Annotated in this window: 24 protein-coding genes and 1 pseudogene; 8 read left to right on the top strand and 17 right to left on the bottom strand. The window is 69.0% G+C overall.

Features of this window, described 5'->3' with window-relative positions:
• Position 1: 1 nt before the first annotated feature.
• From LR393_RS18180 to LR393_RS18165, 4 genes are all read right to left on the bottom strand, one after another.
• On the bottom strand, positions 2-358 hold the full coding sequence (locus LR393_RS18180) for a nuclear transport factor 2 family protein (protein WP_231485142.1): 357 nt from the start codon (positions 356-358) through the stop codon (positions 2-4).
• 122 nt (positions 359-480) lie between these two features.
• Complete coding sequence (locus LR393_RS18175; RefSeq protein ID WP_231485141.1) at positions 481-2,001, bottom strand: hypothetical protein; 1,521 nt, start codon at positions 1,999-2,001, stop codon at positions 481-483.
• 81 nt (positions 2,002-2,082) lie between these two features.
• Complete coding sequence (locus tag LR393_RS18170) at positions 2,083-2,841, bottom strand: sulfite exporter TauE/SafE family protein (protein WP_231485140.1); 759 nt, start codon at positions 2,839-2,841, stop codon at positions 2,083-2,085.
• Positions 2,838-3,596, bottom strand: a complete 759-nt coding sequence (locus LR393_RS18165) for a DeoR/GlpR family DNA-binding transcription regulator (RefSeq protein WP_231485139.1) — start codon at positions 3,594-3,596, stop codon at positions 2,838-2,840. Before LR393_RS18165 ends, LR393_RS18170 begins: the two co-directional genes overlap by 4 nt.
• A 55-nt stretch (positions 3,597-3,651) precedes the next feature.
• Here LR393_RS18165 and LR393_RS18160 point away from each other — a divergent pair, with 55 nt between their 5' ends.
• On the top strand, positions 3,652-4,047 hold the full coding sequence (locus tag LR393_RS18160; RefSeq protein ID WP_231485138.1) for a DUF4406 domain-containing protein: 396 nt from the start codon (positions 3,652-3,654) through the stop codon (positions 4,045-4,047).
• Positions 4,048-4,054: 7 nt separating this feature from the next.
• On the opposite strand, the gene LR393_RS18155 is transcribed toward LR393_RS18160, so the two are convergent.
• Positions 4,055-4,336 (bottom strand): hypothetical protein, encoded by a 282-nt coding sequence (locus tag LR393_RS18155; RefSeq protein WP_231485137.1) that lies wholly within the window; start codon positions 4,334-4,336, stop codon positions 4,055-4,057.
• 52 nt (positions 4,337-4,388) lie between these two features.
• Positions 4,389-4,673: a hypothetical protein gene (locus LR393_RS18150; protein ID WP_231485136.1), complete on the bottom strand. Its 285-nt coding sequence runs from the start codon at positions 4,671-4,673 to the stop codon at positions 4,389-4,391.
• A 275-nt stretch (positions 4,674-4,948) separates the two neighbouring features.
• On the opposite strand from LR393_RS18150, the gene LR393_RS18145 reads away from it, so the two are divergent.
• The 3 genes from LR393_RS18145 to LR393_RS18135 all read left to right on the top strand — a co-directional run bounded on the left by LR393_RS18145 (position 4,949) and on the right by LR393_RS18135 (position 7,175).
• Positions 4,949-5,974, top strand: a complete 1,026-nt coding sequence (locus LR393_RS18145; protein WP_231485135.1) for a helix-turn-helix domain-containing protein — start codon at positions 4,949-4,951, stop codon at positions 5,972-5,974.
• Positions 5,971-6,165: a DUF397 domain-containing protein gene (locus tag LR393_RS18140; RefSeq protein ID WP_231485134.1), complete on the top strand. Its 195-nt coding sequence runs from the start codon at positions 5,971-5,973 to the stop codon at positions 6,163-6,165. Before LR393_RS18145 ends, LR393_RS18140 begins: the two co-directional genes overlap by 4 nt.
• A gap of 161 nt (positions 6,166-6,326) precedes the next feature.
• Positions 6,327-7,175, top strand: coding sequence for an RpnC/YadD family protein (locus LR393_RS18135; RefSeq protein ID WP_231485133.1), 849 nt, complete (start codon positions 6,327-6,329; stop codon positions 7,173-7,175).
• A gap of 146 nt (positions 7,176-7,321) precedes the next feature.
• On the opposite strand, the gene LR393_RS18130 is transcribed toward LR393_RS18135, so the two are convergent.
• Entirely contained in the window at positions 7,322-8,827 is a 1,506-nt protein-coding gene (locus LR393_RS18130) for an MFS transporter (RefSeq protein ID WP_231485132.1), read from the bottom strand.
• Between the two features lie 430 nt (positions 8,828-9,257).
• Here LR393_RS18130 and LR393_RS18125 point away from each other — a divergent pair, with 430 nt between their 5' ends.
• Positions 9,258-10,235 carry an MsnO8 family LLM class oxidoreductase gene (locus LR393_RS18125; RefSeq protein WP_231485131.1) on the top strand — a complete coding sequence of 326 codons (978 nt, stop codon included), beginning with the start codon at positions 9,258-9,260 and terminating at the stop codon, positions 10,233-10,235.
• A 58-nt stretch (positions 10,236-10,293) separates the two neighbouring features.
• On the opposite strand, the gene LR393_RS18120 is transcribed toward LR393_RS18125, so the two are convergent.
• The 4 genes and pseudogenes from LR393_RS18120 to LR393_RS18105 all read right to left on the bottom strand — a co-directional run bounded on the left by LR393_RS18120 (position 10,294) and on the right by LR393_RS18105 (position 16,294).
• On the bottom strand, positions 10,294-11,589 hold the full coding sequence (locus LR393_RS18120; RefSeq protein WP_231485130.1) for a hypothetical protein: 1,296 nt from the start codon (positions 11,587-11,589) through the stop codon (positions 10,294-10,296).
• Positions 11,586-12,167 (bottom strand): RNA polymerase sigma factor, encoded by a 582-nt coding sequence (locus LR393_RS18115; protein ID WP_231485129.1) that lies wholly within the window; start codon positions 12,165-12,167, stop codon positions 11,586-11,588. The genes LR393_RS18120 and LR393_RS18115 overlap by 4 nt, the downstream gene beginning before the upstream one ends.
• A 134-nt stretch (positions 12,168-12,301) precedes the next feature.
• Positions 12,302-12,418 (bottom strand): annotated as a pseudogene (locus tag LR393_RS18110) (AraC family transcriptional regulator); the annotation flags it as partial.
• A 99-nt stretch (positions 12,419-12,517) separates the two neighbouring features.
• Positions 12,518-16,294: an ABC transporter ATP-binding protein gene (locus LR393_RS18105; RefSeq protein ID WP_231485127.1), complete on the bottom strand. Its 3,777-nt coding sequence runs from the start codon at positions 16,292-16,294 to the stop codon at positions 12,518-12,520.
• Between the two features lie 197 nt (positions 16,295-16,491).
• Between LR393_RS18105 and LR393_RS18100 the strand changes: the two genes are divergently transcribed.
• Positions 16,492-16,869, top strand: a complete 378-nt coding sequence (locus LR393_RS18100; protein WP_231485126.1) for a PASTA domain-containing protein — start codon at positions 16,492-16,494, stop codon at positions 16,867-16,869.
• Between the two features lie 70 nt (positions 16,870-16,939).
• Here the strand turns inward: LR393_RS18100 and LR393_RS18095 are convergent, their stop codons facing one another.
• Positions 16,940-17,800, bottom strand: coding sequence for a helix-turn-helix domain-containing protein (locus tag LR393_RS18095; RefSeq protein WP_231485125.1), 861 nt, complete (start codon positions 17,798-17,800; stop codon positions 16,940-16,942).
• 100 nt (positions 17,801-17,900) lie between these two features.
• On the opposite strand from LR393_RS18095, the gene LR393_RS18090 reads away from it, so the two are divergent.
• Positions 17,901-18,758, top strand: a complete 858-nt coding sequence (locus tag LR393_RS18090; RefSeq protein WP_231485124.1) for an SDR family NAD(P)-dependent oxidoreductase — start codon at positions 17,901-17,903, stop codon at positions 18,756-18,758.
• Between the two features lie 13 nt (positions 18,759-18,771).
• Here LR393_RS18090 and LR393_RS18085 read toward each other — a convergent pair whose 3' ends face one another.
• Entirely contained in the window at positions 18,772-19,098 is a 327-nt protein-coding gene (locus tag LR393_RS18085; RefSeq protein WP_231485123.1) for a hypothetical protein, read from the bottom strand.
• A gap of 103 nt (positions 19,099-19,201) precedes the next feature.
• Here LR393_RS18085 and LR393_RS18080 point away from each other — a divergent pair, with 103 nt between their 5' ends.
• Positions 19,202-19,558, top strand: coding sequence for a hypothetical protein (locus LR393_RS18080; protein WP_231485122.1), 357 nt, complete (start codon positions 19,202-19,204; stop codon positions 19,556-19,558).
• Here LR393_RS18080 and LR393_RS18075 read toward each other — a convergent pair.
• The 4 genes from LR393_RS18075 to LR393_RS18060 form a co-directional block, all read right to left on the bottom strand.
• Complete coding sequence (locus tag LR393_RS18075; RefSeq protein ID WP_231485121.1) at positions 19,518-20,159, bottom strand: class I SAM-dependent methyltransferase; 642 nt, start codon at positions 20,157-20,159, stop codon at positions 19,518-19,520. The two genes, LR393_RS18080 and LR393_RS18075, sit on opposite strands and share 41 nt — an antisense overlap.
• Positions 20,160-20,233: 74 nt before the next feature.
• Positions 20,234-21,205, bottom strand: a complete 972-nt coding sequence (locus LR393_RS18070; RefSeq protein WP_231485120.1) for an alpha/beta hydrolase family protein — start codon at positions 21,203-21,205, stop codon at positions 20,234-20,236.
• On the bottom strand, positions 21,202-21,867 hold the full coding sequence (locus tag LR393_RS18065; RefSeq protein WP_407937329.1) for an NADPH-dependent F420 reductase: 666 nt from the start codon (positions 21,865-21,867) through the stop codon (positions 21,202-21,204). Before LR393_RS18065 ends, LR393_RS18070 begins: the two co-directional genes overlap by 4 nt.
• Complete coding sequence (locus tag LR393_RS18060) at positions 21,864-22,595, bottom strand: SDR family oxidoreductase (protein ID WP_231485118.1); 732 nt, start codon at positions 22,593-22,595, stop codon at positions 21,864-21,866. Before LR393_RS18060 ends, LR393_RS18065 begins: the two co-directional genes overlap by 4 nt.
• Positions 22,596-22,657 lie beyond the last annotated feature (62 nt).

Genomic DNA, 22,657 nt, shown 5'->3' with positions numbered 1-22,657 from the left:
GTCAGATCTGGTTGTTCCACATCCGGAACAGGGAGCACCGGCCCTTCGCGTCCAGGGTCACGGTCCAGAGGTTCTCGAAGGTGCCCAGTTCCCGGTAGACGCCGGTGCCGCGCACGGCAGCCGTGTCACCGGTGATCATCAGGATCTCCCAGTCGAAGGTCCACCCGCCCTCCTGCCAGTTCTGCCGGGACAGCCAGCCCTCGACGATCTCCTCGCGGCCGATCCAGTCGGTCTCGTACGGGCGCTCGTGGTACTCGGCGGCCGGGGTGAACAGGGCCTTGATGTCCTGAGGGGCCGCGCTGGTCCAGGCTGCGACGTAGCGCTCGATCCACTGCGTCACGGTTGCTGTCGTCGTCATCAGTTCTTCCTCTTTCGCCGTTCGCCGGGACTGCTCGATGACGACGAGCCTGCCCGGACCCGCCCCGGCGAGAAAGGACGTGACTGCCTAGGTGTGCGGCACCCAGGCAGTCACGGCACGTCTCATTCCCCGGCGGTCTCCCCGTCGGCCCCGAGGCGGCGGGCGAATTCGTCGGCGACCCGTCGCTGGAGTTCGGCCAGTTCCTCGTTGCTCAGGCCCTTCAGATCCTCACCGGCCGAGGCCTGCCCCTCCTCGGCCGATGGGTCGTCCTCGGAGTTCCCTCCCGCGTCGACGCAGTCGATCTGGTCGCCGTTGGTGTAGGTCAGGCACATGGCGCCGTCCTTGGCGATCTCGACCAGACGCGTCACCGTGGTCGTCTTGGTGATCGAGGCGGTCCAGGTGCCGCTGGAGGTCGGCGCGACCTCCTTGAGCGTGAGCTGGTTGGCGTTCCAGTTCAGTTGCGGGAACGCCGCGATGATGGCGTTGGCCAGAGCAGCATTTCCCTGGCGGGCATCTTTCATGCTGTGCACGGTCAGCGTGTTCAGCTTCCCGTCGTGCACCTCGTCGGCGGCCATCGTGGAGACCGCGGTCACGGACGTGGACGTGCCGCGGGGCGTCAGGCCGGTGACGAAGTCCCAGCGGGAGCTGTCGGTGCGCCGCAGGAGCAACTCGGACTCGTTGCCCGCGTCCGGTCCTTCGCCCGCCTTGCCGACCGTTTCGTAACCGCTGCGCCGGAACAGCCGGTCCATGAAGCCGTTCTCGGCGTGCGAGGCCTCCCGCTGCTTGGCCGCCAGCGACATCGGGTAGACCGGGCCGGGCAGTTCCCCGGCCGTGACGTCCTGGTCCAGAACGGCGCTGTCACCTTCGAAGACGACCACCCCGGCGGGCACCTCGTGCTGCTCGGGAAAGCCGGTGTACCGGGTGACGGGAACGACCAGACGCGCCTTCGACCCCTCGCAGTAGACCCACACGTCGTCCGGGTCGGCCATCAGGTCTCCCCCGACGAACGACAGCGCCCGGCGCAGATTGTACTGGAACCAGCCCCGGGCGACCGGGACCTGTGCGTCGAAATTGCAGACCTTCACGGTGTTCTCGCCGTTCTCACCCGGCGTCTGCACGACCACCTGGTCGAAGCCCTTGACCCAGCCCTTCGCACGCACCGGGGTCACGTAGCCGCCGGTGGCCGGAAGGAAGGTCGTCGCGTCCTCCTCGAAGGTGCCGACCACGCTGCCGGCCCGGCTGGTCACCGCGCTGGCCGCCACCGCCCACGGCGTACGCCACGCGTAGGCCGGCTGGGCGCCCTCGGTCACCGTGATCGACTCCGACAGCTGCGCCGCCCGGAAGTACCCGCCCCAGACCCCCAGAGACGGGAGGACGACCAAACCCACCAGGAACAGGGTGCCCACCCCCAGACGCCGGCGTCGTCGTCCATCATCGACGACTGCACCCACGATCGCGAGCACAACGAGAACGATCAGCGCCTTCCACATGCTGGAGGCCCAGACCGTGCGCAGCACCCCGAAAACGCTGCCGTGGAAAGCCCACCAGCAGAACAAGAGGACGAGGAGAACCAGGACGACGACCGCCGCCACGCCCCACCCGACCCAGTCGAAGCGCTCGCCGCGATACCTGCGTCTCATCATTTCTGCCCCCTCCACGTACGGGGCACCATGATGCCCTTTCGCACCATGCGTCCGGTACGTGAGAGACGCAACGCCTACGCCCTACCCCCGGGAAGCGTCCACCAGCAGCCAGCCGGCGATGAGCAGACCCAGCACGCCGATGATCCGCCGCAGCAGTGACGCCGGAAGACGCCGCGCGATCACCGGGCCGACCGCACCACCGGCGAGGCATCCGAGCCCGAGCAGCACCGCCGCCGCCCAGTCGACCGGCCCGAACACGGCGAACAGCACGGCGGCGACCACGTCGGCCACCCCCAGGAGCACGTTCTTCAGCGCATTCGCGTGCACGAGCCGGGACTCGGCCGTCACCATCAGGATCGTGAGCAGCATGATGCCCGTACCGGCCCCGAAGTACCCGTTGTAGACCCCGACCGCCAGCAGGAGCCCCGGCACCAGGAACGTTGGCTCACGACCTCCCCGCCGCGCCCGCCAGGCCGCGATCCGGGGCTGGAACAGCAGCATCGTCGCCGAGGTCGCGATCAGGGCAGCAGCCACCCAGGCGAAGACATCACCCGGGGTGACCAGCAGAAGCACGGCCCCGACAACGGTTCCACCGATCACCGGAACCGACCACACTCCCACCCGCCGGGCCCGGCCCCGCAACTCCGGCCGGGAGGACAGCGCCGAACTGAACCCGATGCCGATGACGGCGACGGAGTTCGTCACGTTGGCCGCCAGAGGCGGTATGCCGACGGCCAGCAGCGCCGGGTAGGACATGATCGAGGCGATGGCACCGGCACTCGCGGACACTCCGGCCACGAACCCGACGACCACCAGGAAGGCCGCGGCCACCACGCTCACCGGTCGCTGTTGAGCACGCCGACTCCCTGCGCCACCAACTCGCTCACGGTCTCGCCCGGGACGCCGTCGGTCACCACCCCGGCTATGTCGTCGAACGGGACGACGCCGTAACGCGATGCGGTGCCCAGCTTCTCGGCGCTGGCCAGCACGTAGGTCTCGGCCGCCCGGCGGGACAGGGCCCGTTTCATCGCCGCTTCATCGGCGTCACCGGTGGTCAGGCCGTGCACCGGGTGCACGCCGGTGACGCCCAGCAGGAACACGTCGGCGGAGACACCCGCGGCCGCCTCGACGGCCGCCGCCCCGCAGGTGACGGCCGAGTGCTTGAAAAGCCTTCCCCCGAGCATGATGACCTCGACGGACGGGTGACCCAGCAGTTCGACGGCAATGGTCGGGCTGTGGGTGATGATTGTGCACGCCAGATCCCGGGGCAGGGCCCGCGCGACGGCCAGCGTGGTGGTGCCGCCGTCGAGGATGGCGACGCCCCCGGGCCGGACGAGGGTGACGGCGAAGGTGGCGACGGCCTGCTTGCTGTCCGGCGCGACGGTGGTGCGGCTGCCGTAGTCGACCACCGCCGGCGAGGCGGGAACCGCTCCCCCGTAGACCTTCTGGCACAGCCCGGCCGCGGCCATCTCACGCAGGTCGCGGCGGATGCTGTCTTCGGACAGGCCCAGTTCGGCCGCGAGGTCCTTGGCGACGATCTTGCGGTCGGTCCGCAGCCGGGCCAGGAGGAGATCTCGTCGTTCCGCCGCCAGCATTCGTACTCCTTCACGTTCTTGCACGTTTGTTCACGCTCTGCCTAGTCTAACTCCCATGACCGACAGACCGCTCCTCATCCTGATCGCCGGACCCTACCGATCGGGCACCGGCGACGACCCGGACCAGATGGCCACCAACCTCGCCCGCCTCGAGGCGGCCGCCTGGCCCGTCTTCGCGGCGGGCCACGTCCCGATGATCGGGGAATGGGTGGCCCTCCCCGTCCTGCGTTCGGCGGGCGCCGATCCCCACGACCCGACCGACCCCCTGAGCGAGAAGGTCATGTACCCCACCGCGCAGCGCCTGCTCGAGCACTGCGACGCCGTCCTACGTCTGCCCGGAGACTCCCACGGCGCCGACCAGGACGTGGCCATCGCCCACCGCCGGGGCCTGCCGGTCTACTACCGGGCCGAGGACATCCCCGTGCGCGCGAGCGGGGCCGTCGTCGGATAGGACGAGGTCACTGGGCCAGTTCCTGGATGGCTCGCTGCCCGAGCGCGGTGACGCGGTACTTGGCCAGATCGCCATGGAGGTAGATCAGGCCCTGGGCCTGCAGGGTGGCGTAGTTCGAGTGCCGCACCGCCCGGGGCGGTTCGCACCGGTCGGCGAGGAATCCCAGGAGCCGGACCTGGGAAGCGGTCAGGGTGATGGTCACGCTCGCCCGCACGGTGACCGGGGACGCCGCCCTGTGGGCGGGCGGGAGTGCCTTGAGGTGCCTGTGCCCAGGCCTGGGTCGCGTCATGGAAATTCCTTTTCCCGTGGGGTAAGTCACCGGCCATGCACTGAGGACGAAGTCACTCGCATCGGTGCGCGAGTCGCCTCAGGCTCGGGCCGGTCACCGCATAGGTTCGGTTGCCGTCGATCGTCAGGAGCACCGACCGCCCCTCCACGGTCCAGGCCAGGTCATCGACCACGTAATCGCCTCCTTCGCAGAGCCATTGCGCGAAGAAGCCCCTGTCCATCACCGCCAGCGTCCGGTTCCCGAACCAGACCGTGACGTCTTCGGACCGGAGCACGAACTCCAGGGCCAGCACCGAGCAGGTCACGTCGTCACCGACCAGGATCTCCTCACGACCCATCGCAACGCCCGCGTGAGCTCGCTCCAGTGCCGAAAGACGCGGGCCCGGTCTCACCGGAACCACCGCCACCACGATGGCGAGGTCCGTCGTCCATCCCGAAACCTCCGTATTGCCTGGACGTTACCCGACCCGTAGGCGTACATGACGCGGGCCTCCACCCGCTCCACGGCCACGATCCCCGGCCACGACAGCAACAGCCCTTCCAGGATCTCGGCCTGTGCGAGATGGGGCTCGAACTGTACCGCCAGACAATTCTCCTGGGTCACAGATGCCTGATGAACCGGTATTCCCTGCCGCCGCAGATGAGACACGAGCTTTCCCACCTCTTCGGTGTTCCAATCCACCACGCCCCCCGTGAAACGACTTTCGGTGCACCTGCGGAAAATGACCCGGCCGAACAAGAACCACTCTCCGGGATGGTCCAGCCAGAGCCAACGTTCGATTTCCGAACGGGTCAAATCGAACGCAGAAAGTATGCGAACATTCACTACATGTCACCCGAGGGGGATCAGCGGTGGTCCATCGCCGCGGAATTAGGTGCCGAGCTCAAGGCGGCGCGTCTGCGCGCCAACCACACCTATGCCGACGTGAAAATCGCTCTCCTGGGCGGAAAAGAGAAAATCTGGAGGATCGAGACGGGCAAGGGCCCGTACAAGTGGGACCACATCCAGGCGCTGTGCACCTTCTACGGGATCGAACCGCCCCGCACAGCGCTCTTCGTCGAGATGGCCCGGGCCACCGAGCAGCCCGACGGTACGTGGGTGGATTCCAACCCGGCGCGCTTCGGGCTCTACGTGCTTCTGGAGCGGCGGTCGACGCAGCTCACCAGTATTGCGGGCGATCTGATGAACGGCCTTCTTCAGACCGCTGAGTATCACCGCGCCATGCTCGATGCCTGGCCCCTGGAGACCGCGACGGCGGAAGCTGAGCAGATCAAACTGCGACAGGAACGGCAAGAGACCTTCTGGAACCGTTCCGACCCGCGCCTGGACGTAATCATGAGCCAGGCGGCACTGGAACATCGAGTCGGTTCTCAGACCGTCATGGACGAGCAACTGCGGCGGATCCGTTCCCTGGCCGAGCGGAAGGGGGTGAACCTCAAGTACGTCCCTTCGAGCAGCCCACCGCACGGCGGCATGCGAGGCAACTTCACCCTGGTTCAGACGGAGCTCGGGACCTCGGTCTACACCGAGCACATTGAAGGGGGTCGGCTACTCTCGGAGCCCCGGATAATCGAGAGCTACGTGGAAGCTGCGCGGTCAGCGATGGCAGCATCCCGCGACATCAGGGAGTGGCAGTGACGAACGCCGACTGGATCAAGAGTGCCAAGTCCGCGAACAGCGGCGAGTGCGTAGAGATGCGCCGGCACGACGGAGCCATTCAGATCCGTGACAGCAAGAACCCGGAGGGAGCGGTCCTGAGCTTCACACCCGGAGAGCTTGACGCCTGGATCGACGGCGCCAAGAAGAACGAATTCGACCACCTGCTCTAGCTCGTCTCTCCAGAGCCTCGGTCTTCGGGCCGAGGCTCTCTGGTTTTGCCTCCCGGCCGTGCGGTCGTCATACCTTCCCCAGGTCGGCACGAACCCACCGTTGTCCACAGACCCCACCTCGTGCGGGCGGGCAGACCGCGCGCTGCGACAGCTTGTGATGCATGGCAGAACGCCCGAAACGCCCCGGCCCGATCTACGACCGGGTGATCCGGCCCGTCGTAGAAGGAGACTTCGAAGCCTTCGCCACGCTGCTCGACATCCCGGTCCACCAACCGGCGGTGTTCCTGCCCGGTTCCTTCGAAGACCAGTCCTGGCAGACCGACCTCCTTGTCCGAACCGGCCCCGAGCAGCTCCTGCACATGGAGTACATGCGCACCCCCGAAGCCGACATGGCCGCCCGCATGACCAGTTACCGCGGGCAGATCATGCTCAAGCATCCAGGGATGCGACTGACTCAGGTCGCCATCGTCCTGGGCAACGGACGCCTGAAGTCCCGCGACGACCCCGACGCCGGATTCCGTCTGGGACTACGCACCATCTACCTCAGAGAGCTCGACCCAGCCCTCCTGCTGTCCCGTCCCGGTCTGGCCCCGCTGGCCGTGCTCAGCCGCGGAACCCAGGAAGAACGTGGACATCACCTGGCCGCAACTCTGGACCTGATCGGCCGGCAGCCCGCACACCGCCGGTCGGTCCTGGCCTGGGCCGCCATGACGCTTGCCCCGATCACCCTGGATCGCTCTACCATTGAACGGATCCGGAAGGAGAACACCATGACCGTCAACGACGTCGCCGACTTCTACAGCGAGATCGACTTCGGCATCGAACTCCAGCAACGCGGCCGCCAGGAAGGCACGGCCAAGGTGTTGCTCGCACTTCTGCACAGCCGGTTCGGCGATCAGGCCGGTCTGCCTGAACTGGCCGACCGCCTCGCCCGCACCGGCGACGACGCCGCCGCGGTCATGGCGATCAACGCGGCCACGAAACCGGAAGATGTTGTCCTGGCCCTCTGAGCCTTTCGCATCGAGGTCGATCAGCACGCGGCCGGCGGCAACGCATCTTCTCACTGCCCAGTCACCGCACCTGCGCGGTCAGGCAGAACCTCCCCGGAACTCTGGGGAGATTCTGCCTGATCACGAGCCAAGGGAGCGGAGGTGGGTCAGTGAGCCATCACCGGGGCCGCATCGGGGTCGCGCACCAGGGCGCCGTGCCGTAGGAGCACACCGCTGATGACGGCTCCGGCGGCGAAGACGAAGGCGGCCCAGAGGAACGCGGTGGTATAGCTCTCCAGGTAGGAGCCGGCCACCACGGCGGCGTCGGCCGGGTTCTTTCCCACCAGATAGTCCGTCGCGGCGCTGGCGGCCACGGCGCTGAACACCGCGGTGCCGATGGAGCCACCGATCTGCTGGAACGTGTTGACGGCGGCCGAGGCCACGCCGGCGTGGTCGGGGTCGACGCGGTCGGTGGCCGCGCTCATGGCCGGGGCGATGATCAGGCCGATGCCCAGTCCGACCACGATCAGGCCGGGCAGGACGTGACCGGCGTAGGAGCTGTCGAGCGCCAACCGGGAGAACCAGAGCATGCCGACGGCCGCGATCAGGAACCCGGCCGTGACCGGGACCTTCACCCCGACGCGCTCGACCAGGGCGGGCGAGGTCTGCGCGGAGAACATGATGCCGCCGATCATCGGCAGGAACGCCAGGCCGGTGGGCAGCGGCTCGTAGCCCAGGATCATGGTCAGGTAATAGGTGAGGAACAGGAACACCCCGAACATGCCGGCGCCGACGAACGCGACGGACAGGAACGATCCGCCGCGGTTGCGGTCGAGCAGAACGGCCAGGGGCAGCAGCGGCGACGCGACCCGGGTCTGCGACCAGGCGAAGACCGCCAGCAGCACGAGACCGGCGACGATGAAGCCCAGCGTCTTCCCACTGGTCCAGCCGTCGGTCTCGGCGCTGGCCAGACCGTAGACCAGGGAGACGAGCCCAGCGACGCTCAGGACCGATCCGGCGATGTCCAGGCCGGCGGCGTCATCGTCGCGGGGCTGGCGGGGCAGCAGCAGGAAGCCACCGGCCAGGGCGATGACGGCGATGGGCAGGTTGACGTACAGGCACCAGCGCCAGGACAGGTACTCGGTCAGGGCACCACCGAGAATCAGGCCGATCGCGCCACCGGCCCCCGAGAGTGCACCGAACACGGCGAAGGCCCGGCCCCGCTCGTGCGGGTCGGTGAACGTGGTGGTGAGCAGCGACAGGGCCGCGGGAGCCAGCAGCGCCCCGAAGACTCCCTGCCCGGCCCGGGCCCCGACCAGGAGCCCGAACGTCGTGGCGGTGCCACCGAGCGCGGACGCACCGGCGAAACCGACCAGGCCCACCATGAAGGTCGTCTTGCGACCCACCAGGTCACCCAGGCGTCCACCGACCAGCAGCAGCGACCCGAAGGCCAGCGCGTAGCCGGTGACGACCCACTGACGGCTGTCGTTGGAGAAGCCGATGTCCTGCTGGGCGGTCGGCAGGGCGATGTTCACGATCGTGGCGTCCAGCACCACCATCAACTGGGCCAGGCACGCCACTGCGAGGATCCACCACCGGGTGGAATAGTGCTCTCCGGGCGCGGTTCCGGCCTCGGCTGCCTTCAGGTCGGTGGCTTCGGGTGTCGGGGGCATCGAGTCTCTTCCGGAGGGTCGGGAATGCAGTCAGGAATGCATCAGGGTCGGGCGCCCGCTGGCCGACCGAGGAACGACTCCGGTCCCGGGACATGGCTGAATTTCAGCGACGCTCCGTTCGTCGACGCGAACGTCTCGTCCTGGCAGGAGGCACCGGGGGCGTCACCAGGATGGGCGACGCGAACCGGGCGGTAACGGACCACCCCGTTCCACAGAGTGACGCTGACACACCCGGCCCAACGGCCCGGGACGTGCTCGGACCGGCCCGTACAGAGCCCCGCCTCAGGAGCGGCGGCCTTGTCGGAACGAAGGCCTGGGCGAGTGTCCGCTCTGCTGACCCCGCGAGGAATGACGACGGGATCCGCCGGGTTCGCAGTTTGGCGGCACCCAGACCCAGCGAACCGTCCCGAGATCAGGAAGGAGCAGGCCGATGCTCCGGTTGTCGCTGCTCGACCGCTCCCGCACCCGGGCCGGGCACCTCGAGGGCGACGCTCTCGTCCACTCGATCCAGCGCGCCCAGAGGGCAGAACGGTACGGATACGAGCGTTTCTGGGCGGCCGAGCACCACGCGGTGCCCGGGATCGCCTCCGGGGCACCGGCTGTGCTCCTGGCCGCGGTCGGGGCCCGGACCAGCACGATCCGGATCGGCTCGGGCGGCGTCATGCTGCCCAATCATCAGCCACTGGTCGTCGCCGAGCAGTGGCTGATGCTGGCAGCGCTCTTCCCCGGCCGCGTCGACCTGGGGCTGGGCCGCTCGCTCGGATTCACCGCCCCGGTGCGCCGCGCCCTGCGTCAGGAAGCCGGCACCGACACCTTCGCGGCCGACATCACCGAGACGCTCGCCTACCTCCGCGGCACCGCCGACGTCACGGCCCACCCGGCCGCCCCGGAACCGATCGCCGTCTTCGTCCTGGCCACCGGCGCCGGGATCGGCATCGCCGCGTCCCTCGGGCTCCCCGTCGTGATCGGCGGACCGATCCTCGCGAATCCAGAACTGCCAGAACTGCTCACGACCTATCGGACCCAGTTCCGCGGTGACGCGGGTGCGTCCGTCATCATCTCGGCCGAAGTCCTCATCGCCGACACCCCGGAACAAGCCCGTGAACTGGCCCTGCCCGAAGCCTGGGCGATGGCACGCTCACGCCAGACCGGCGTGTTCCCCGCGCTGGAACCCGTCTCCGCGATCAGGTCCCGGCCGATGACCGGGCGGCTGGCCGAGCGGGTGGACGCTCATCTGGCCGGAATGATCTGGGGAACCCGGCAGTCCGTGGCCGCGCACCTCGAGGGCCTGGCCGAGCGCACCGGCGCTCACGAGCTCCTGGCCTCCGGAGCGACCTTCGACCGGGACGCGCTGGACGCCTCGGACGCCGAGCTCGCCTCCCTGCTCGTGTCCGCACCCGCTGACTGACGACGGGCCACGGAACGCTCAGCGGCATCGATGGCGTCAAACTGCCGGGTCGCCCGCTTCAGAGGTCGGCCAGGTCGATGCTCACCAGAGCCGCTCCGTCGGCGTCGCGGACCGTCAGGGTCGATGGATCAGTTCCGGTGCCGGTCTCGTTGAGCCGGATCCCGGTCAGGACGAACGTGTCCCCGACGACCCGGGTGCTCAGCAGGCCTGATCGTGGACGGGTCACCTCGACGCTGGCCGCCCCGGACGGCAGGCCGGCACCGGCCAGGGCCACCGTGTCGCTGGACTCGCCGCCGGAGTCGGGCCGGAAGTCGTAGAAGATCTCCTGGGTGGCGCCAAGATCGCTGGTGGCCGCGAGTTCTGGCTCGGTGGTGACCGTGGGGTCGTCCCCGGAGACCACCCGTACCGAGCCGGCGCCCGAGGCGTCGGTGCGGCAGATCGCCAGCATCCTGTCGTAGCTCCACAGCTGCAGGTGTTCACCGTCGATGTCGGACGAGGCCCCGCGTTCCCAGCGTCCGGGATCAGCCACCGGCAGGTCGGTCTCCTGCACGCAGGCGACCAGATCGTTCGTCGGCGAACCGGGATCGGGTGCGGCGGCCGGGTGGCTCTGGATTCCGGAGGACGGCCGCTGGGTCTGGAGCGTGCCGTTCACCTTCACCGCGAACGACGCGCTGCCCGCGGGAACCGAGTTGGGACGCAGGAACACCCCGTTGCTGATCACGGCCGCATCCGCAAGGTCCGGGTCGGAGCCGGCGGACACCAGCACCTGCGTGACGTCGGTGGAGACGACGCCGGCCACGGAGCCCAGGGGCGAGACCAGGTCGATCGAGGCGCCGGCCGCCCCCCGGTCCGCGAGGAAGGGCTTGGACACGGTGACCGTGTCGGCGGTCAGCTCGCAGAAGATCCGCTCGTCACCGTCGGCGAAGGCAACCGTCGTGACCCCCCGGACGGAGGCCGTCAGCAAGGGTTCCCAGCCCGGGCGGTCGTCCGAGCACCGCCGGATGGACTCGGCCGAGGCCCAGTTCGCGACCGCGTAGTAGCGTTCCGCGGCCGTCCAGAAGTGGTTTCCCTTCCGGATGTCCTCCTGCGTCCATCCGCCCTGAGCGGCCAGGGCCGGGTCGCTCGCGGCGGCCGGGACCGCACTGCCGCCGCCACGCCACTGCGCACCACCCAGCATCGCCAGCATGACCACCCCAGCGACCGCGGTCGCGCTCAGCACCGTGACCAGATGGGTACGGGCCGAGGTCGGCCGGGTCGAGCTCCGCACCCGCAGCCGCCGGCGGACGTCGGGGGGCATGACCCGATCCGGTGCAAGCGCGGCGTCGTCGAGCGCCTCGTTCATGTCGTTCGTCATCGTCCCTCATCATTCTCGTCGGTCATCGTGTGCAGGCGGGCCCGGGCGCGAGAGAGCCGCGACCGCACGCTGGCCTCGGTGATCCCGAGCAGTTCGGCGACGTCCGCGGTGGTCATCCGGCCCAGGGCGCAGTACTCCACGGCCTCCCGTTCGGCGCGGGGCAGGCGGCGCACGGCGTGCAGCACCCGCTCGAGCCGGGCCCGGGCCGCGGCCTGCTCGCTGAGTTCCTCGGCGTGGTCGCGCTGGGCGTGGTTCGAGGCGATGCGGGGCAGCGCCCGCACATAACGAGCCAGTCGGCGCCGCTCGTTGCGCACCAGCGTGTTCGTCACCTTCAGCAGCCACGGCAGCGCGCTGCCGTTGACGATGCGCACCTCGCCCCGCCGTCGCCACAGCACGAGATACACGGCCCCGGCGACGTCTTCGGCCTCGGCCCAGGAGGCGGTGAGCCGGTAGGCGTAGTTCCACACGATCTGCGCGTACCGCTCGAAGAGCTCGGTGAACGCCTCCTGGTCCCCCGCCCGGACCGACGCCAGAAGCTCGGCATCGGCCGCCGCGCCGAGGCCAAGCTGTTCGTCCACTGTCACCATTACATCCTTTCCTGCCCCCGTTGTCGCCGTAGTGGTCGCTGGGGAGGAAACGCTGCATCAGATCGACGAATGAGACCGGGACCACAGAGGCGCCCTGCCCGAACCGGACACCGCGATCCGCTCGGTCAGGCCCGCCGGAAACGCCCCGGGGCCACGCCGTACTCCCGGCTGAACGCCGCCGGGAACGCGTACTCGCTGGAGTAGCCCACCTGACGGGCGATGGAGGCGAGGGGTGCTCTGCCGCGGGCCCTTCCCTTCGTGATCATGCGAATCCGCCCCGGGGAAGGTCCGCCTGATCACGAAGAAAACGTGTTCACGAGAACTGACCACGACCGGCGACCCTAGGTCGGGGTGACCTCGAAGGCCTTCCACATCGCCGCGTAACGTCCCTGGGCGGTGACCAGCTCGTCGTGACTGCCGATCTCGGCGATCTGCCCACCGTGGACCACCACGATGCGGTCGGCCGTGCGGGCAGTCTGGAGGCGGTGGGCGATCACCACCGTGGTGCGGCCCCGGGCGACCTTTTCCATCGCGGCGTTGACGCGGGCCTCGGTGATCAGGTCGAGGTTGGACGTCGCCTCGTCCAGCAGCAGGATCGCCGGGTCGACGAGCTGGGCGCGGGCCAGAGCCAGGAGCTGCCGCTGACCGGCCGACAGCGATCGGCCCCGTTCGGCCAGGCGATGCCGGTACCCACCGGGCAGAGCGGCGACGAAATCGTGCGCACCGACCGCCCGCGCGGCCGCCTCCACCTGCGCATCCGTCGCGTCCGGGCGTCCGTAGGCGATGTTGTCGCGCACCGTCCCGGTGAACAGGAAGCTTTCCTGGGGTACGTAGCCCAGGTGGGAGCGGAACTCGTGGATGTCCAGGTCGCGCAGGTCGTGGCCGTCGAGGGCGACCCGCCCGGAGTCCACGTCGTAGAACCGGGCCAGCAGCTTGACCAGGGTCGACTTCCCCGCGCCGGTCTCCCCCACCAGCGCCACGGTCTCCCCCGCAGCCAGGCGAAGATCGAGGCCGCGCAAGGCTTCCGGCGGTGGGAGGAGCGCTGGTTCCGGCCCGGTCATCCGCGCGTCCAGCGGTCCCCGGCGCCGGGTGCGGCGAGCAACGCGCTGGGGGTAGGCGAAGTGCACCTCCTCCAGATCGACCCGCCCCGACACCTGCGCCGGATGCACCGGGGTGGCGGTGTTCGGGGTCAGCGTCGGCGTGCGCATCAGCTCACCGATCCGGGCGACCGAGATGGTGGTCTGCTGCCAGGCGTCGAACACCTGCGACAGTTGCTGAATGGGTGAGAAGAACAGGTCGATGTAGAGGACGAAGGCGATCAGCGCACCGGTGCTGAGCCGGCCGTCGCGGATCATCCCGGACCCCACCCCCAGTACGATCACCCCGGCGACCCCGGCCAGGAACTGGCTGAACGGGAAGTACATCGCCGACAGCCGCTGAGCCCCGGAGCGGGACTCCAGATACTCCCGGTTCAACTGCCGGAAGCTGCGCCCGGTGGTCTCGGTGTGCCCGAATGCCTGGGCCTCACGCACCCCCGAAATCCCTTCCTGGAAACTGGAGTTGACCATCGAGACAAGGTCGCGGGCCTCGTTGTAGACCACGTTCGCGCGGCGCCGGAACAGCACCGTGGCCACGGTCAGGGGTAGCACCACGACCAGTGTGAGCAGCCCGAGCTCGAGGTTGATCACCAGCAGGGTGACACCGATACCGACGAACGTCACCAGCGAGACCACCGCCGCGAGCGCCCCGTTCTGCACCAGCGACTCGAACTGGTCCACGTCGGTGGTCATCCGGGTCATGATCTGACCGGCCATCTCGCGCTCGTAGTAGTCCATCGAAAGCCGTTGCAGCTGAGCCCAGATGCGCACCCGCAGGAACATCATCACGCGCTGGGCGACCCGGCCGGTCACGAAGGTCTGGCCGATCTGATCGAGCAGGTCGGCCAGGGTCAGGGCCAGGTAGACGCCGACCACGGCGAACAGGACTTCCTGCGAGCCGGCCCGGACGCCGTGGTCGACCCCGAGTTTGACCAGCGCCGGGCCGGCCAGGGTGGCCAGGGCATCGAGAATCACCAGGAGAAGGCCCAGGAGCAGAGGACGCCGGAACTCCAGCAGGAGCCTCGGGAGACTGAACGCGGGGTCGGGCCGGGCGTCGGTGGACAGGTCCACCGTGACGAAATCCTGCACCGGTGGCAGCTTCTCGACCTGAGCCAGCAGGCCCGGGGTCGGGGCGAGGTTTGCCTTCAGGTTGCCTCCGCCCCCCAGACCGGTCCCCAGCCCCGGGGCCCCGAAGCCGCCCCGGTTCACGGTCTGGGCGCCCTGCGACGCGTCATCCATCCAGGCTGACGGGGTGATCGCCTGAGTCTGCTCGGCCGCCTCGGCCTCCTCTTCCATCCCGCTGAGCAGGCGGCGGTACAGCTCGCAGCGCGCCATCAGCTCCTCGTGGCTGCCCTGATCGGCCACCCGCCCCTCGTCCATCACCACGATCCGGTCGGCCAGGTGCAGGGTGGAGCGGCGGTGCGCGACCAGGATGGTCGTGCGGCCCCTCATCACCTCGCGCAGGGACGCGTGGATGGCCTCCTCGGTGGTGGCGTCCACGGCGCTGGTCGCGTCGTCGAGCACCAGCACGGCCGGGTCGTAGAGCAGGGCCCGGGCCAGCGCCACCCGCTGGCGCTGACCGCCCGACAGGGACAGGCCGCGCTCGCCGACGACGGTGTCGTAGCCCTGGGGCAGTCGTTCGACGAAGTGGTGCGCCCCGGCGGCCCGGGCCGCCGCCTCGATCTGTTCGGGCGTGGCGTCCGGGCGGGAGTAGGCGATGTTGTCCCGGACCGACGCCGAGAACAGGAAGCTCTCCTCGAAGGCGGTGCCGATCGCGGCGCGCAACGAGCCGAGAGTGAGGTCGCGGACGTCGTGGCCGTCCAGCCGCACCGAGCCGGACTGCACGTCATGGAACCGGCTGAGCAGGAGCAGCGCGGTGGACTTGCCGCAGCCGCTGGGCCCGACCAGGGCCACCCGCTCACCGGCGGCCACGCGCAGACCGAACCCCTCGAGAACCGGCGCCCCCTCCTCGTACCCGAACCCGACGTCCTCGAAAGAAACCTCGCCGCGCGCGTCCTCAAGCTTGATGGCCCCAGGACGATCGGTGATAGCCGGGGGAAGGTCGAGGAGCTGGAAGATCCGCTCGAGGCCGGCGCGGGCCTGCTGGCCGACGATGACGATGCTGGACAGTCGCTGCGCGGGTGCCACCAGCTGGGCCATGTACGTGGAGAACGCCAGGAAGGTGCCCAGGCTGATCCGGTCGTTCATGGCCATCCAGCCACCCAGCGCGAGGATGGCGACCTGTCCCAGAGGCGGCACCGCCGCGAGCACGGGCTGGAACCGGGACTGCAGGCGCACCACCCGCATCTGGGTGCCGTAGAGCGTGCGGGCGGCGTCGCTCACCCGGCGCAGCTCCCGCTGTTCCTGGCCGAACGCCTTCACCACCCGGACCCCACTCAGGCCCTCGTCGACCAGCTGCACCAGGTCGCCCTCGCGCTGCTGGCCCTCCCAGCTGGCGGGGAAGACACGGCTGCGCATCCGGTAGGACAGCCACGCCAGCACCGGCAGGGTGACCAGCACGACCAGGGCCAGCAGCGGCGCCAGGAAGAACATGACGGTGATCGAGAGCAGCACCAGCAGCACGTTGCTGCTCATGATCGGGAAGAAGTTGAGCAGCGCCTGCACCAGCGAGGAGTCCGAGCTGGCCCGTCCCACCAGCTGACCGGTCGGCATCCCCTCCAGCGTGCGGGCGTCCATCCGTTGCAGGTGCTCGTGCATGGCGTTGCGCAGGTCGTACTGAACCCCCAGCGCCACCCGGCCGCCGTGGTAGCGCCGCAGATAAGCCATCGCGAACCCGAGCACCGCCACCCCGGCCATGAGCAGCAGCCACGGCCACACCGACGCCGTGCGGTCCGAGCTCACCCGGTCGACGATCTCGCGCTCGGCCAGCGGCACGATCGTCTGGCACACGCCCCCGACCACCGCACCGACCAGGGAGAGCCAGACGTGCCGGGGGTGGCGCATCACCCAGGTCATCAGGCGCCGGATCCAGCTGCCGGTGGGCACGGCACTGCTCGTCACTCGGTCTCCTGCCCATCGCGAAAAATGCTTAGCCCGGGCAACGATAGTTCACGGTATTTCGGGCCCTGGGGCGACCAGCATTTCAGCGCCGTTCCAGCCCAGAACGCCACTCTGAGACCGGTCGATCGGGCCGGTTCCACGCTCACCCGAACACGACTGCCTCGTGTCACCCACTTCCTACCGCCATGGAGATCGACATGCCAACTCCCTTACGAACGCGTCTTTTCGGCCTGACCGCGGCCGCTACGGCGGTGCTCGCGCTGTCGCTGGCCACCTCCGCGACCGCCGACGCCGCACCCGCAGCCTCCCGAGGCGCTCGGACCACTCAGAGCGCTCAGGTTCAGGCGACCGTGATCGTGCCGAACGAGGTCGGCAAGAACGTCGGGGTCGCGATCAACGACCTGATCTCCGCCGGTCTCGGCCTCGGATTCCGTGAGTACCACGACAACGTTTGCGACTACGCCAAATACCAGGTCATCCAGCAGAGCCCGGCGGCGGGGACCGCAGTGGCCCCCGGCGCGGTGGTGACCCTGACCTTCGCCGTGCGGCCGGCGGCGCCGTGGCAATGCCCCTGATCGCACCCCAGGACGGCTGAAGCGTCCGGACCGGAGATCTCCGTCTGTTCGGGTCGAACAGACGGAGATCTCACCGTTCCAGGTCGACCTGTTGCGGGCCGGTGACCGGCTGTCCCGCCGTGCCGTGCATCGAGGCGAGGAGCGACAGGGACTGCTCAGTCGGTGTTTCCGGTGCGCCCCGGCAGATCACGAGCAGTTGATCCGTCGCGCCGACCGGGTGGAACTTCTCGATCACCAGGTCCAGCGGGCCGACCTGCGGGTGGTCGAGGTGATAGGTCGTCGAGGCGGGAGGTGCCTGCACCTCGTGGCGGGACCAGGCCCGGGCGATGTCGTCGCTGATCAGGATGAGTTCGCCGACCAGCGCCGCCAGATACGGGTCCTCGGCGTCGCTGCCCGCCGTACCGCGCAACTGGGCCAGCAGACCCCGCACGCTGGCGTCCGAGACCACGTCGTCACCGGCGGCGACGGCCTGCACGACCGACCGGAGCAGGTTGGTGCCGGGCTCGAACAGCGGAGACAGCGAACGGGCCAGTGGGTTCGCGGTGAGGATGTCGAGGTAGCGGCCCTCGATCCAGGCCGGCATCGCCAGGGCGTCGACCAGTTCGGCCACCCCCGGCCGGATCCGCTCGACGCGCCGGGCCGCCCGGCGCGGGCGGCCGGTCCCCTCGGCGAGCCGGTGCAGGTGCACCGTCGCGGCCGCGTCCATGCGCAGGACGCGGGCGATCGCGTCCAGGACCTGGGCGGACGGGCGGCGATCGCGGCCCTGTTCCAGCCGGGTGTAGTACTCCGTGCTGATCCCGGCGAGCATCGCGACCTCGTCCCGACGCAGGCCCGGGACCCGGCGTGAACTGCTGGCGGGGATGCCGACGTCTTCGGGCCCGACCTGCTCGCGGCGGGCCCGCAGGTACTCGCCCAGAACGTTCTTCACCACGGCGGCACCTTACGACCGGGGGCCGGATCGTGGGGAGCCCTGACGGCACCCCCCACAGGAGGGCGTGGTGCCGTCGTGGACGTGCCGTGACGATGGGCGCATGACGCAACGCACCATCATCATCACCGGTGGCTCCGACGGGATCGGGGCGCAGGCGGCCCGGCAGATCGCCGGGAAGGGACACCGCATCATCCTCGTCGGGCGGTCACGGACCAAGGGTGCGGCCGTCGCCGAGGAGCTCGGGTGCGAGTTCATCGGCGCCGACTACGCGCGCCTGGCCGACGTGCGGAAACTGGCTGCCGACATTCGTTCCCGGACCGGGAGGATCGACGTCCTGGCCAACAACGCCGGTGCCATTCTCGGCGAGCGCGCCCTCACCGAGGACGGCCACGAGAAGACCTTCCAGGTCAATGTCCTGGCCCCGTTCCTGCTCACCACGCTGGTCCTGGACCTGCTGCGACAGGGGGACGGGGTCGTCGTCAACACCTCCAGCGCCTCGGCCCGGCTGGTGGGCCAGATCGACCTGAAAGACCTTCAGCACGAGCACGGGTATTCACCGTTGCGGGCGTACGGGGACGCCAAGCTCGCCAACATCCTGCTCGCGCGGGGCCTGGATGCCCGGTACGCGGGTCAGGGCATCTCGGCCGTCGCGTTCGACCCGGGCAACATCCGCACCAATTTCGCGTCGGAGACGAACAGCGCTGTTTCGCGCGTCATGTACCGCACGCCCCTGGCCCGGATCGTGCTGACGTCGTCGCGCGAAGGTGGCCGCCGGCTGGCGTATTTCGTCGAGGGTCAACCGGGCCGTGACTGGGAGCCCGGCGGCTTCTACTCCCACACCAAGCCCGCCGGCCGGCGCCGGACCAACCCTCAGGTGGATGACGCGGGCCTGGTGGATGCGCTCTGGCGCCGCTGCGAGGAACTGTCGGCGCGGCCGGGATCTTCCCCGTCGAGCTGACGGGTGGCGAGCATCACGGCCGCGCTTCCATTTCAAGTATTGGAAACCGTGAAATCACGGTGATGAATCCGAAATTACCTGTCAGCGAACTCGATTCGCCGGAAATGACGAAATCGTCCAGGCCTCCGAAGTCTAATTGTCCATCTATGTTGTCTCGAGCAGCGACCATACTTTCCTGTCCCGACCAGTGGATCTCTGAGACGCCCTCAAAAGTCAGGCTGCCCTTTTGATAGCAGTACTGTTCCGCGGCGACTGGGGACGTGAACATAGGATGACGTTCTCGAAGTACGACGTCGAGAGTGATTCGCAGCTTCCCCGGAGTAGCTTCGATGTTCAACACCCAACTATTTTCGAAATATACCTGGTCAAATTCCGGGAACTCGGAGTAGTGATTCATTGCTATTGGCCCCCCATGATCGAGGTGTGGTTTCCGCACGAGGACGATGTTCCAGCATCAGTCGACGCCCATCGGCCGGGAGGAAGTGGAGCCGAAGTACGCCATTCTGGCAATCGGCGCCGATGTGGCCGGTATCAAGGCTTCCTCGGGCACCGTGTTCTCCGTCCCCCAGGAAGACATGCCGGCCGAGGTCTGGGCGGAGATTCAGACGTCGGCTGGTGACACAGTCCTGGCCACACCGGTCGAGGTCACCCGTGCCCCCGGCCTCCAGGAGGCCTCCAACTCAACCCAGTTCGTGGTCCGCTCGCTGAAAACGGGCACGACGGGCCGGGGCTTGATCTTGAACGTCTCTCCCGAGAGGGTCAGGAGCGGCGGATCAGGGCCAGCCAGGCCGGGACGGTGACCTCCGACCCGAGCGGTTGCCCGAAACGATCTGCCCTCGCCTGCGGGCGCAGCGCACCGGTGTACCCGCTCGTGCGAATGTCTTCCACCGACCAGCCGGGTCGGGTGAAGGCCGAGCGGATCTCCTGGTCGCTCACCTCCGGGCCGAAGTTGCCGCCGACCGCCAGGGCCAGGATCACCAGCGTGCCGCCGGGGCGCAGGATCTGCGTAAGCACGTCGAGGTACCGGGCTTGGTCCTCAGCGTCGAGGTTGTGGAACAGGGCGCTGTCGAGCACGGTGTCGAATTCGCCGAGGGCCTGCACGCCCGGTTCGGCGAGCACGTCCGCGACCTCAAAACTGGCCGTGACCCCGTACCCGGCGGCGCGGTCCTGAGCCAGCTGCACGGCCTGGGGAGCCAGGTCGACACCGATGACGGCGTACCCCAGCCGGGCCAGCAGGATCGTGTGCTCACCGGTTCCGGTGCCCACGTCAAGCACCCGGCCGCGGATTACCCCCGACGACTCCAGGTCGACGATCGCCTGTTGTGGATGCGCCACCACCCACGGTGGCAGCCCGGCCGCGTACATCGATTCAAACTGTGCGACAGCATCTTTGCGCTCCACGGAACTTCCCTATCCTCTCGAACCGCACCTATCTCAAGACAGGGGATGCACGATAGACCGGGGCCGGGAACTCCTCACAACCCCGCTGCGACCTCGACACGACCCCACGGGGTGGGCTGCGCGGTCAGAGCAGCGACGGCGTCGGCCCAGGCCGGGTCGTCCGAATCCAGGGCGCTGCGTAGGTAGGCCCAGATCAGGGCCCGTACGGCGGCGACACGTTCGGGGTTCTCGTCGGTGGTCTCGCCCGCGTCGTAACCGGAGACACCGCCGAACATGTGCTCGGCCCCGAACAGGGTCAGCAGCGTCTTGTTCGGGCCCGGACTCCGGTAGTACGCGTCGGCCCGCCAGTTGTCCTGCTCACTGAACACCGGGTTGTGGTCGTTCTCCCCCACCACGACGAGAGCCTGCCCCGTCATCTGCGAGAAGCTGCTGCCGGCCAGGTCGGGGAACATCCCGGCGGCCGGGGCGGCCAGGCCGTCACCGGAGCCCGGACCCGCCATGATCACGCTGGCGGTGATCCGCTTGTCCCGCAGGTCCAGGACGCTCCCGTCGCGGGCATCGGTTACGGTCATCCCGGCGAGCAGGCTGACGGTGTGACCACCCAGGGAGTGCCCGACCGCGGCGATCTTGCTGCGGTCCACGCGCCCTGGCAACCCCGGCACCACCGCTTCGATGTCGTCGACGTGATCGAGGACGAAGCGCAGGTCCTCCACCCGCGAGCGCCAGAACAGCGGGCCTCCGGCGGCGTCGTCGCGTAGCCCCAGGCCGGTGAAGTCCAGGTGGCTGGGCTGCAGGACGACGAAACCGTGCGCGGCCCAGAAGTTTGCGAGGGGTGCGTAGCCGTGCAGGGAGGCCAGGAAGTTGGATGCGCCGTGGCCGTGGGAGAGCAGGATGACGGGAAGGTTCTCACCGTGGACCGGCGCGGAGACCTTGATCTCCAAGGGGACGGGGCGGCCGGGGACGCTCAGTGTCACGGGGCTGTACGTGAGGACGGGCTGGGCGGTGTTGACGGGCAGGCCGGCGGCCTCGGTGAAAGGGGCACTCATCGCGGTTGTCCTGACGGGTGGCGGGAGATGGAGATGTTGAAGGTCGCCGTCCCCAGGGACCTCACGGTCGCGAAGAACAGCGGGGCGGCGTGCTCGGTGGCCAGGGCGGTGTTGATACCGCCCAGATCCAGGACGCTGTCGTGCGGCCAGCCCAGGTCGGCCAGCAGGCCGGTGACGACGGTCTTGGCCTGGGCGTCGTCGCCGCTGACGAACGCGGTCGCCTGGGGCACGGAGGCCAGGGGGTCGACCATGACGGTGAAGTTCATGGTGTTGAGCGTTTTCACCACGCGCGCTCGCGGGAATCGGGTCTGGATCTGCTGGCCGACACTGTCGCCGGGGTAGGCCATTGTCATCTGCGGGGTGAAGGCGGCGGAGGGGTCGAGCACGATTTTGGCGTCCAGGACGTCGTCGCCGATGTCTTCCAGGGTACTGAGGACGTCGGTGCCGGGGATGGCGGTGACGACCACGTCGGAGGAGGCGACGGCCTCGCGTTGGGTGAGGATTCCCCTTTCACCGGCGCGGGTCCGGGAACCGTGGACGACGTGGTGGCCGGCGGCGGCGAGCCGGGTCCCGAGGGCTGTACCGACCTTGCCGGTGCCGAGAACTGCTATTTTCATTGACTTTTTCTCCAGAAGAGACTGGCTGCGGGGAGGAGGGATCACCAGGGGACGACGCCGGCGTCCTCGAAGAAGCCTCCGGTCGGTCCGTGGTCGGGGAGGGTGGCCAGGCGAATCGCGGTCGCGGCCCCTTCCTGGGGGCTGCGCAGGCCGCGGAATCCGTTGAGGTCGGTGGCGACGAATCCGGGGCAGGCGCAGTTGACGAGGATGTTCGTGCCGGCCAGTTCCTGCACGTACTGCAGAGTCACGGCATTGAGGAAGGTTTTCGAGGGGGCGTAGGCCACCGCGACCGGGCCGGTGGTGGTCTCGCTGCCGGGACCGGCCTGGCGGGTCAGGGAGCCGACGCTGCTGGACATGTTCACGATCCGCGGGGAGGGGGCCTGGCGCAGCAGCGGCAGCATGGCGTTGGTGACGCGGATGACGCCGATGACGTTGGTCTCCACGACCGCGCGGATGACGTCCGGGTCGACGGTGCTCGGCTGCTGCGGGTGCCCGCCGGTGATCCCGGCGTTGTTGACCAGGGCGTCCAGGTGGCCGGCCCGGTCGGCGATCAGGTCGGCGGCCTCGGCGACGCTGCGGTCGTCGGTGACGTCGAGCGGGACGGCGAAGGCGTCCACCCCGGTGGCTCGCAGGCGGGCCACCGCCTCGTCCCGGCGTGTCCGGTCCCGGACGCCGATCCCGACGCTCCAGCCCAGGGCGCCCAGGCCCGCCGCGATCTCGTAGCCGATGCCCTTGTTCGCGCCGGTGACCAGGGCGGTCTTCGTTTCGCTCATGCCATCGATCGTGCGGCCGGGGCGGACCGGGGGTCCAACACCGTGTCGGTCAGGCGCGATAC

Source organism: Kineosporia mesophila, assembly GCF_021129235.1.
Classification (GTDB): Bacteria; Actinomycetota; Actinomycetes; order Actinomycetales; family Kineosporiaceae; genus Kineosporia; species Kineosporia mesophila.
The sequence above is the reverse complement of the archived record's forward strand: the minus strand, read 5'-3'. Positions and strand labels throughout refer to the sequence as shown.

Coding starts and splice junctions, on each gene's coding strand:
- LR393_RS18180 (WP_231485142.1), bottom strand. CDS start 358: ATGACGACGACAGCAACCGTGACGCAGTGGATCGAGCGCTACGTCGCA.
- LR393_RS18175 (WP_231485141.1), bottom strand. CDS start 2,001: ATGATGAGACGCAGGTATCGCGGCGAGCGCTTCGACTGGGTCGGGTGG.
- LR393_RS18165 (WP_231485139.1), bottom strand. CDS start 3,596: ATGCTGGCGGCGGAACGACGAGATCTCCTCCTGGCCCGGCTGCGGACC.
- LR393_RS18160 (WP_231485138.1), top strand. CDS start 3,652: ATGACCGACAGACCGCTCCTCATCCTGATCGCCGGACCCTACCGATCG.
- LR393_RS18155 (WP_231485137.1), bottom strand. CDS start 4,336: ATGACGCGACCCAGGCCTGGGCACAGGCACCTCAAGGCACTCCCGCCC.
- LR393_RS18150 (WP_231485136.1), bottom strand. CDS start 4,673: ATGGGTCGTGAGGAGATCCTGGTCGGTGACGACGTGACCTGCTCGGTG.
- LR393_RS18145 (WP_231485135.1), top strand. CDS start 4,949: ATGAACCGGTATTCCCTGCCGCCGCAGATGAGACACGAGCTTTCCCAC.
- LR393_RS18135 (WP_231485133.1), top strand. CDS start 6,327: ATGGCAGAACGCCCGAAACGCCCCGGCCCGATCTACGACCGGGTGATC.
- LR393_RS18130 (WP_231485132.1), bottom strand. CDS start 8,827: ATGCCCCCGACACCCGAAGCCACCGACCTGAAGGCAGCCGAGGCCGGA.
- LR393_RS18125 (WP_231485131.1), top strand. CDS start 9,258: ATGCTCCGGTTGTCGCTGCTCGACCGCTCCCGCACCCGGGCCGGGCAC.
- LR393_RS18120 (WP_231485130.1), bottom strand. CDS start 11,589: ATGACGAACGACATGAACGAGGCGCTCGACGACGCCGCGCTTGCACCG.
- LR393_RS18100 (WP_231485126.1), top strand. CDS start 16,492: ATGCCAACTCCCTTACGAACGCGTCTTTTCGGCCTGACCGCGGCCGCT.
- LR393_RS18090 (WP_231485124.1), top strand. CDS start 17,901: ATGACGCAACGCACCATCATCATCACCGGTGGCTCCGACGGGATCGGG.
- LR393_RS18080 (WP_231485122.1), top strand. CDS start 19,202: ATGTTCCAGCATCAGTCGACGCCCATCGGCCGGGAGGAAGTGGAGCCG.
- LR393_RS18070 (WP_231485120.1), bottom strand. CDS start 21,205: ATGAGTGCCCCTTTCACCGAGGCCGCCGGCCTGCCCGTCAACACCGCC.
- LR393_RS18060 (WP_231485118.1), bottom strand. CDS start 22,595: ATGAGCGAAACGAAGACCGCCCTGGTCACCGGCGCGAACAAGGGCATC.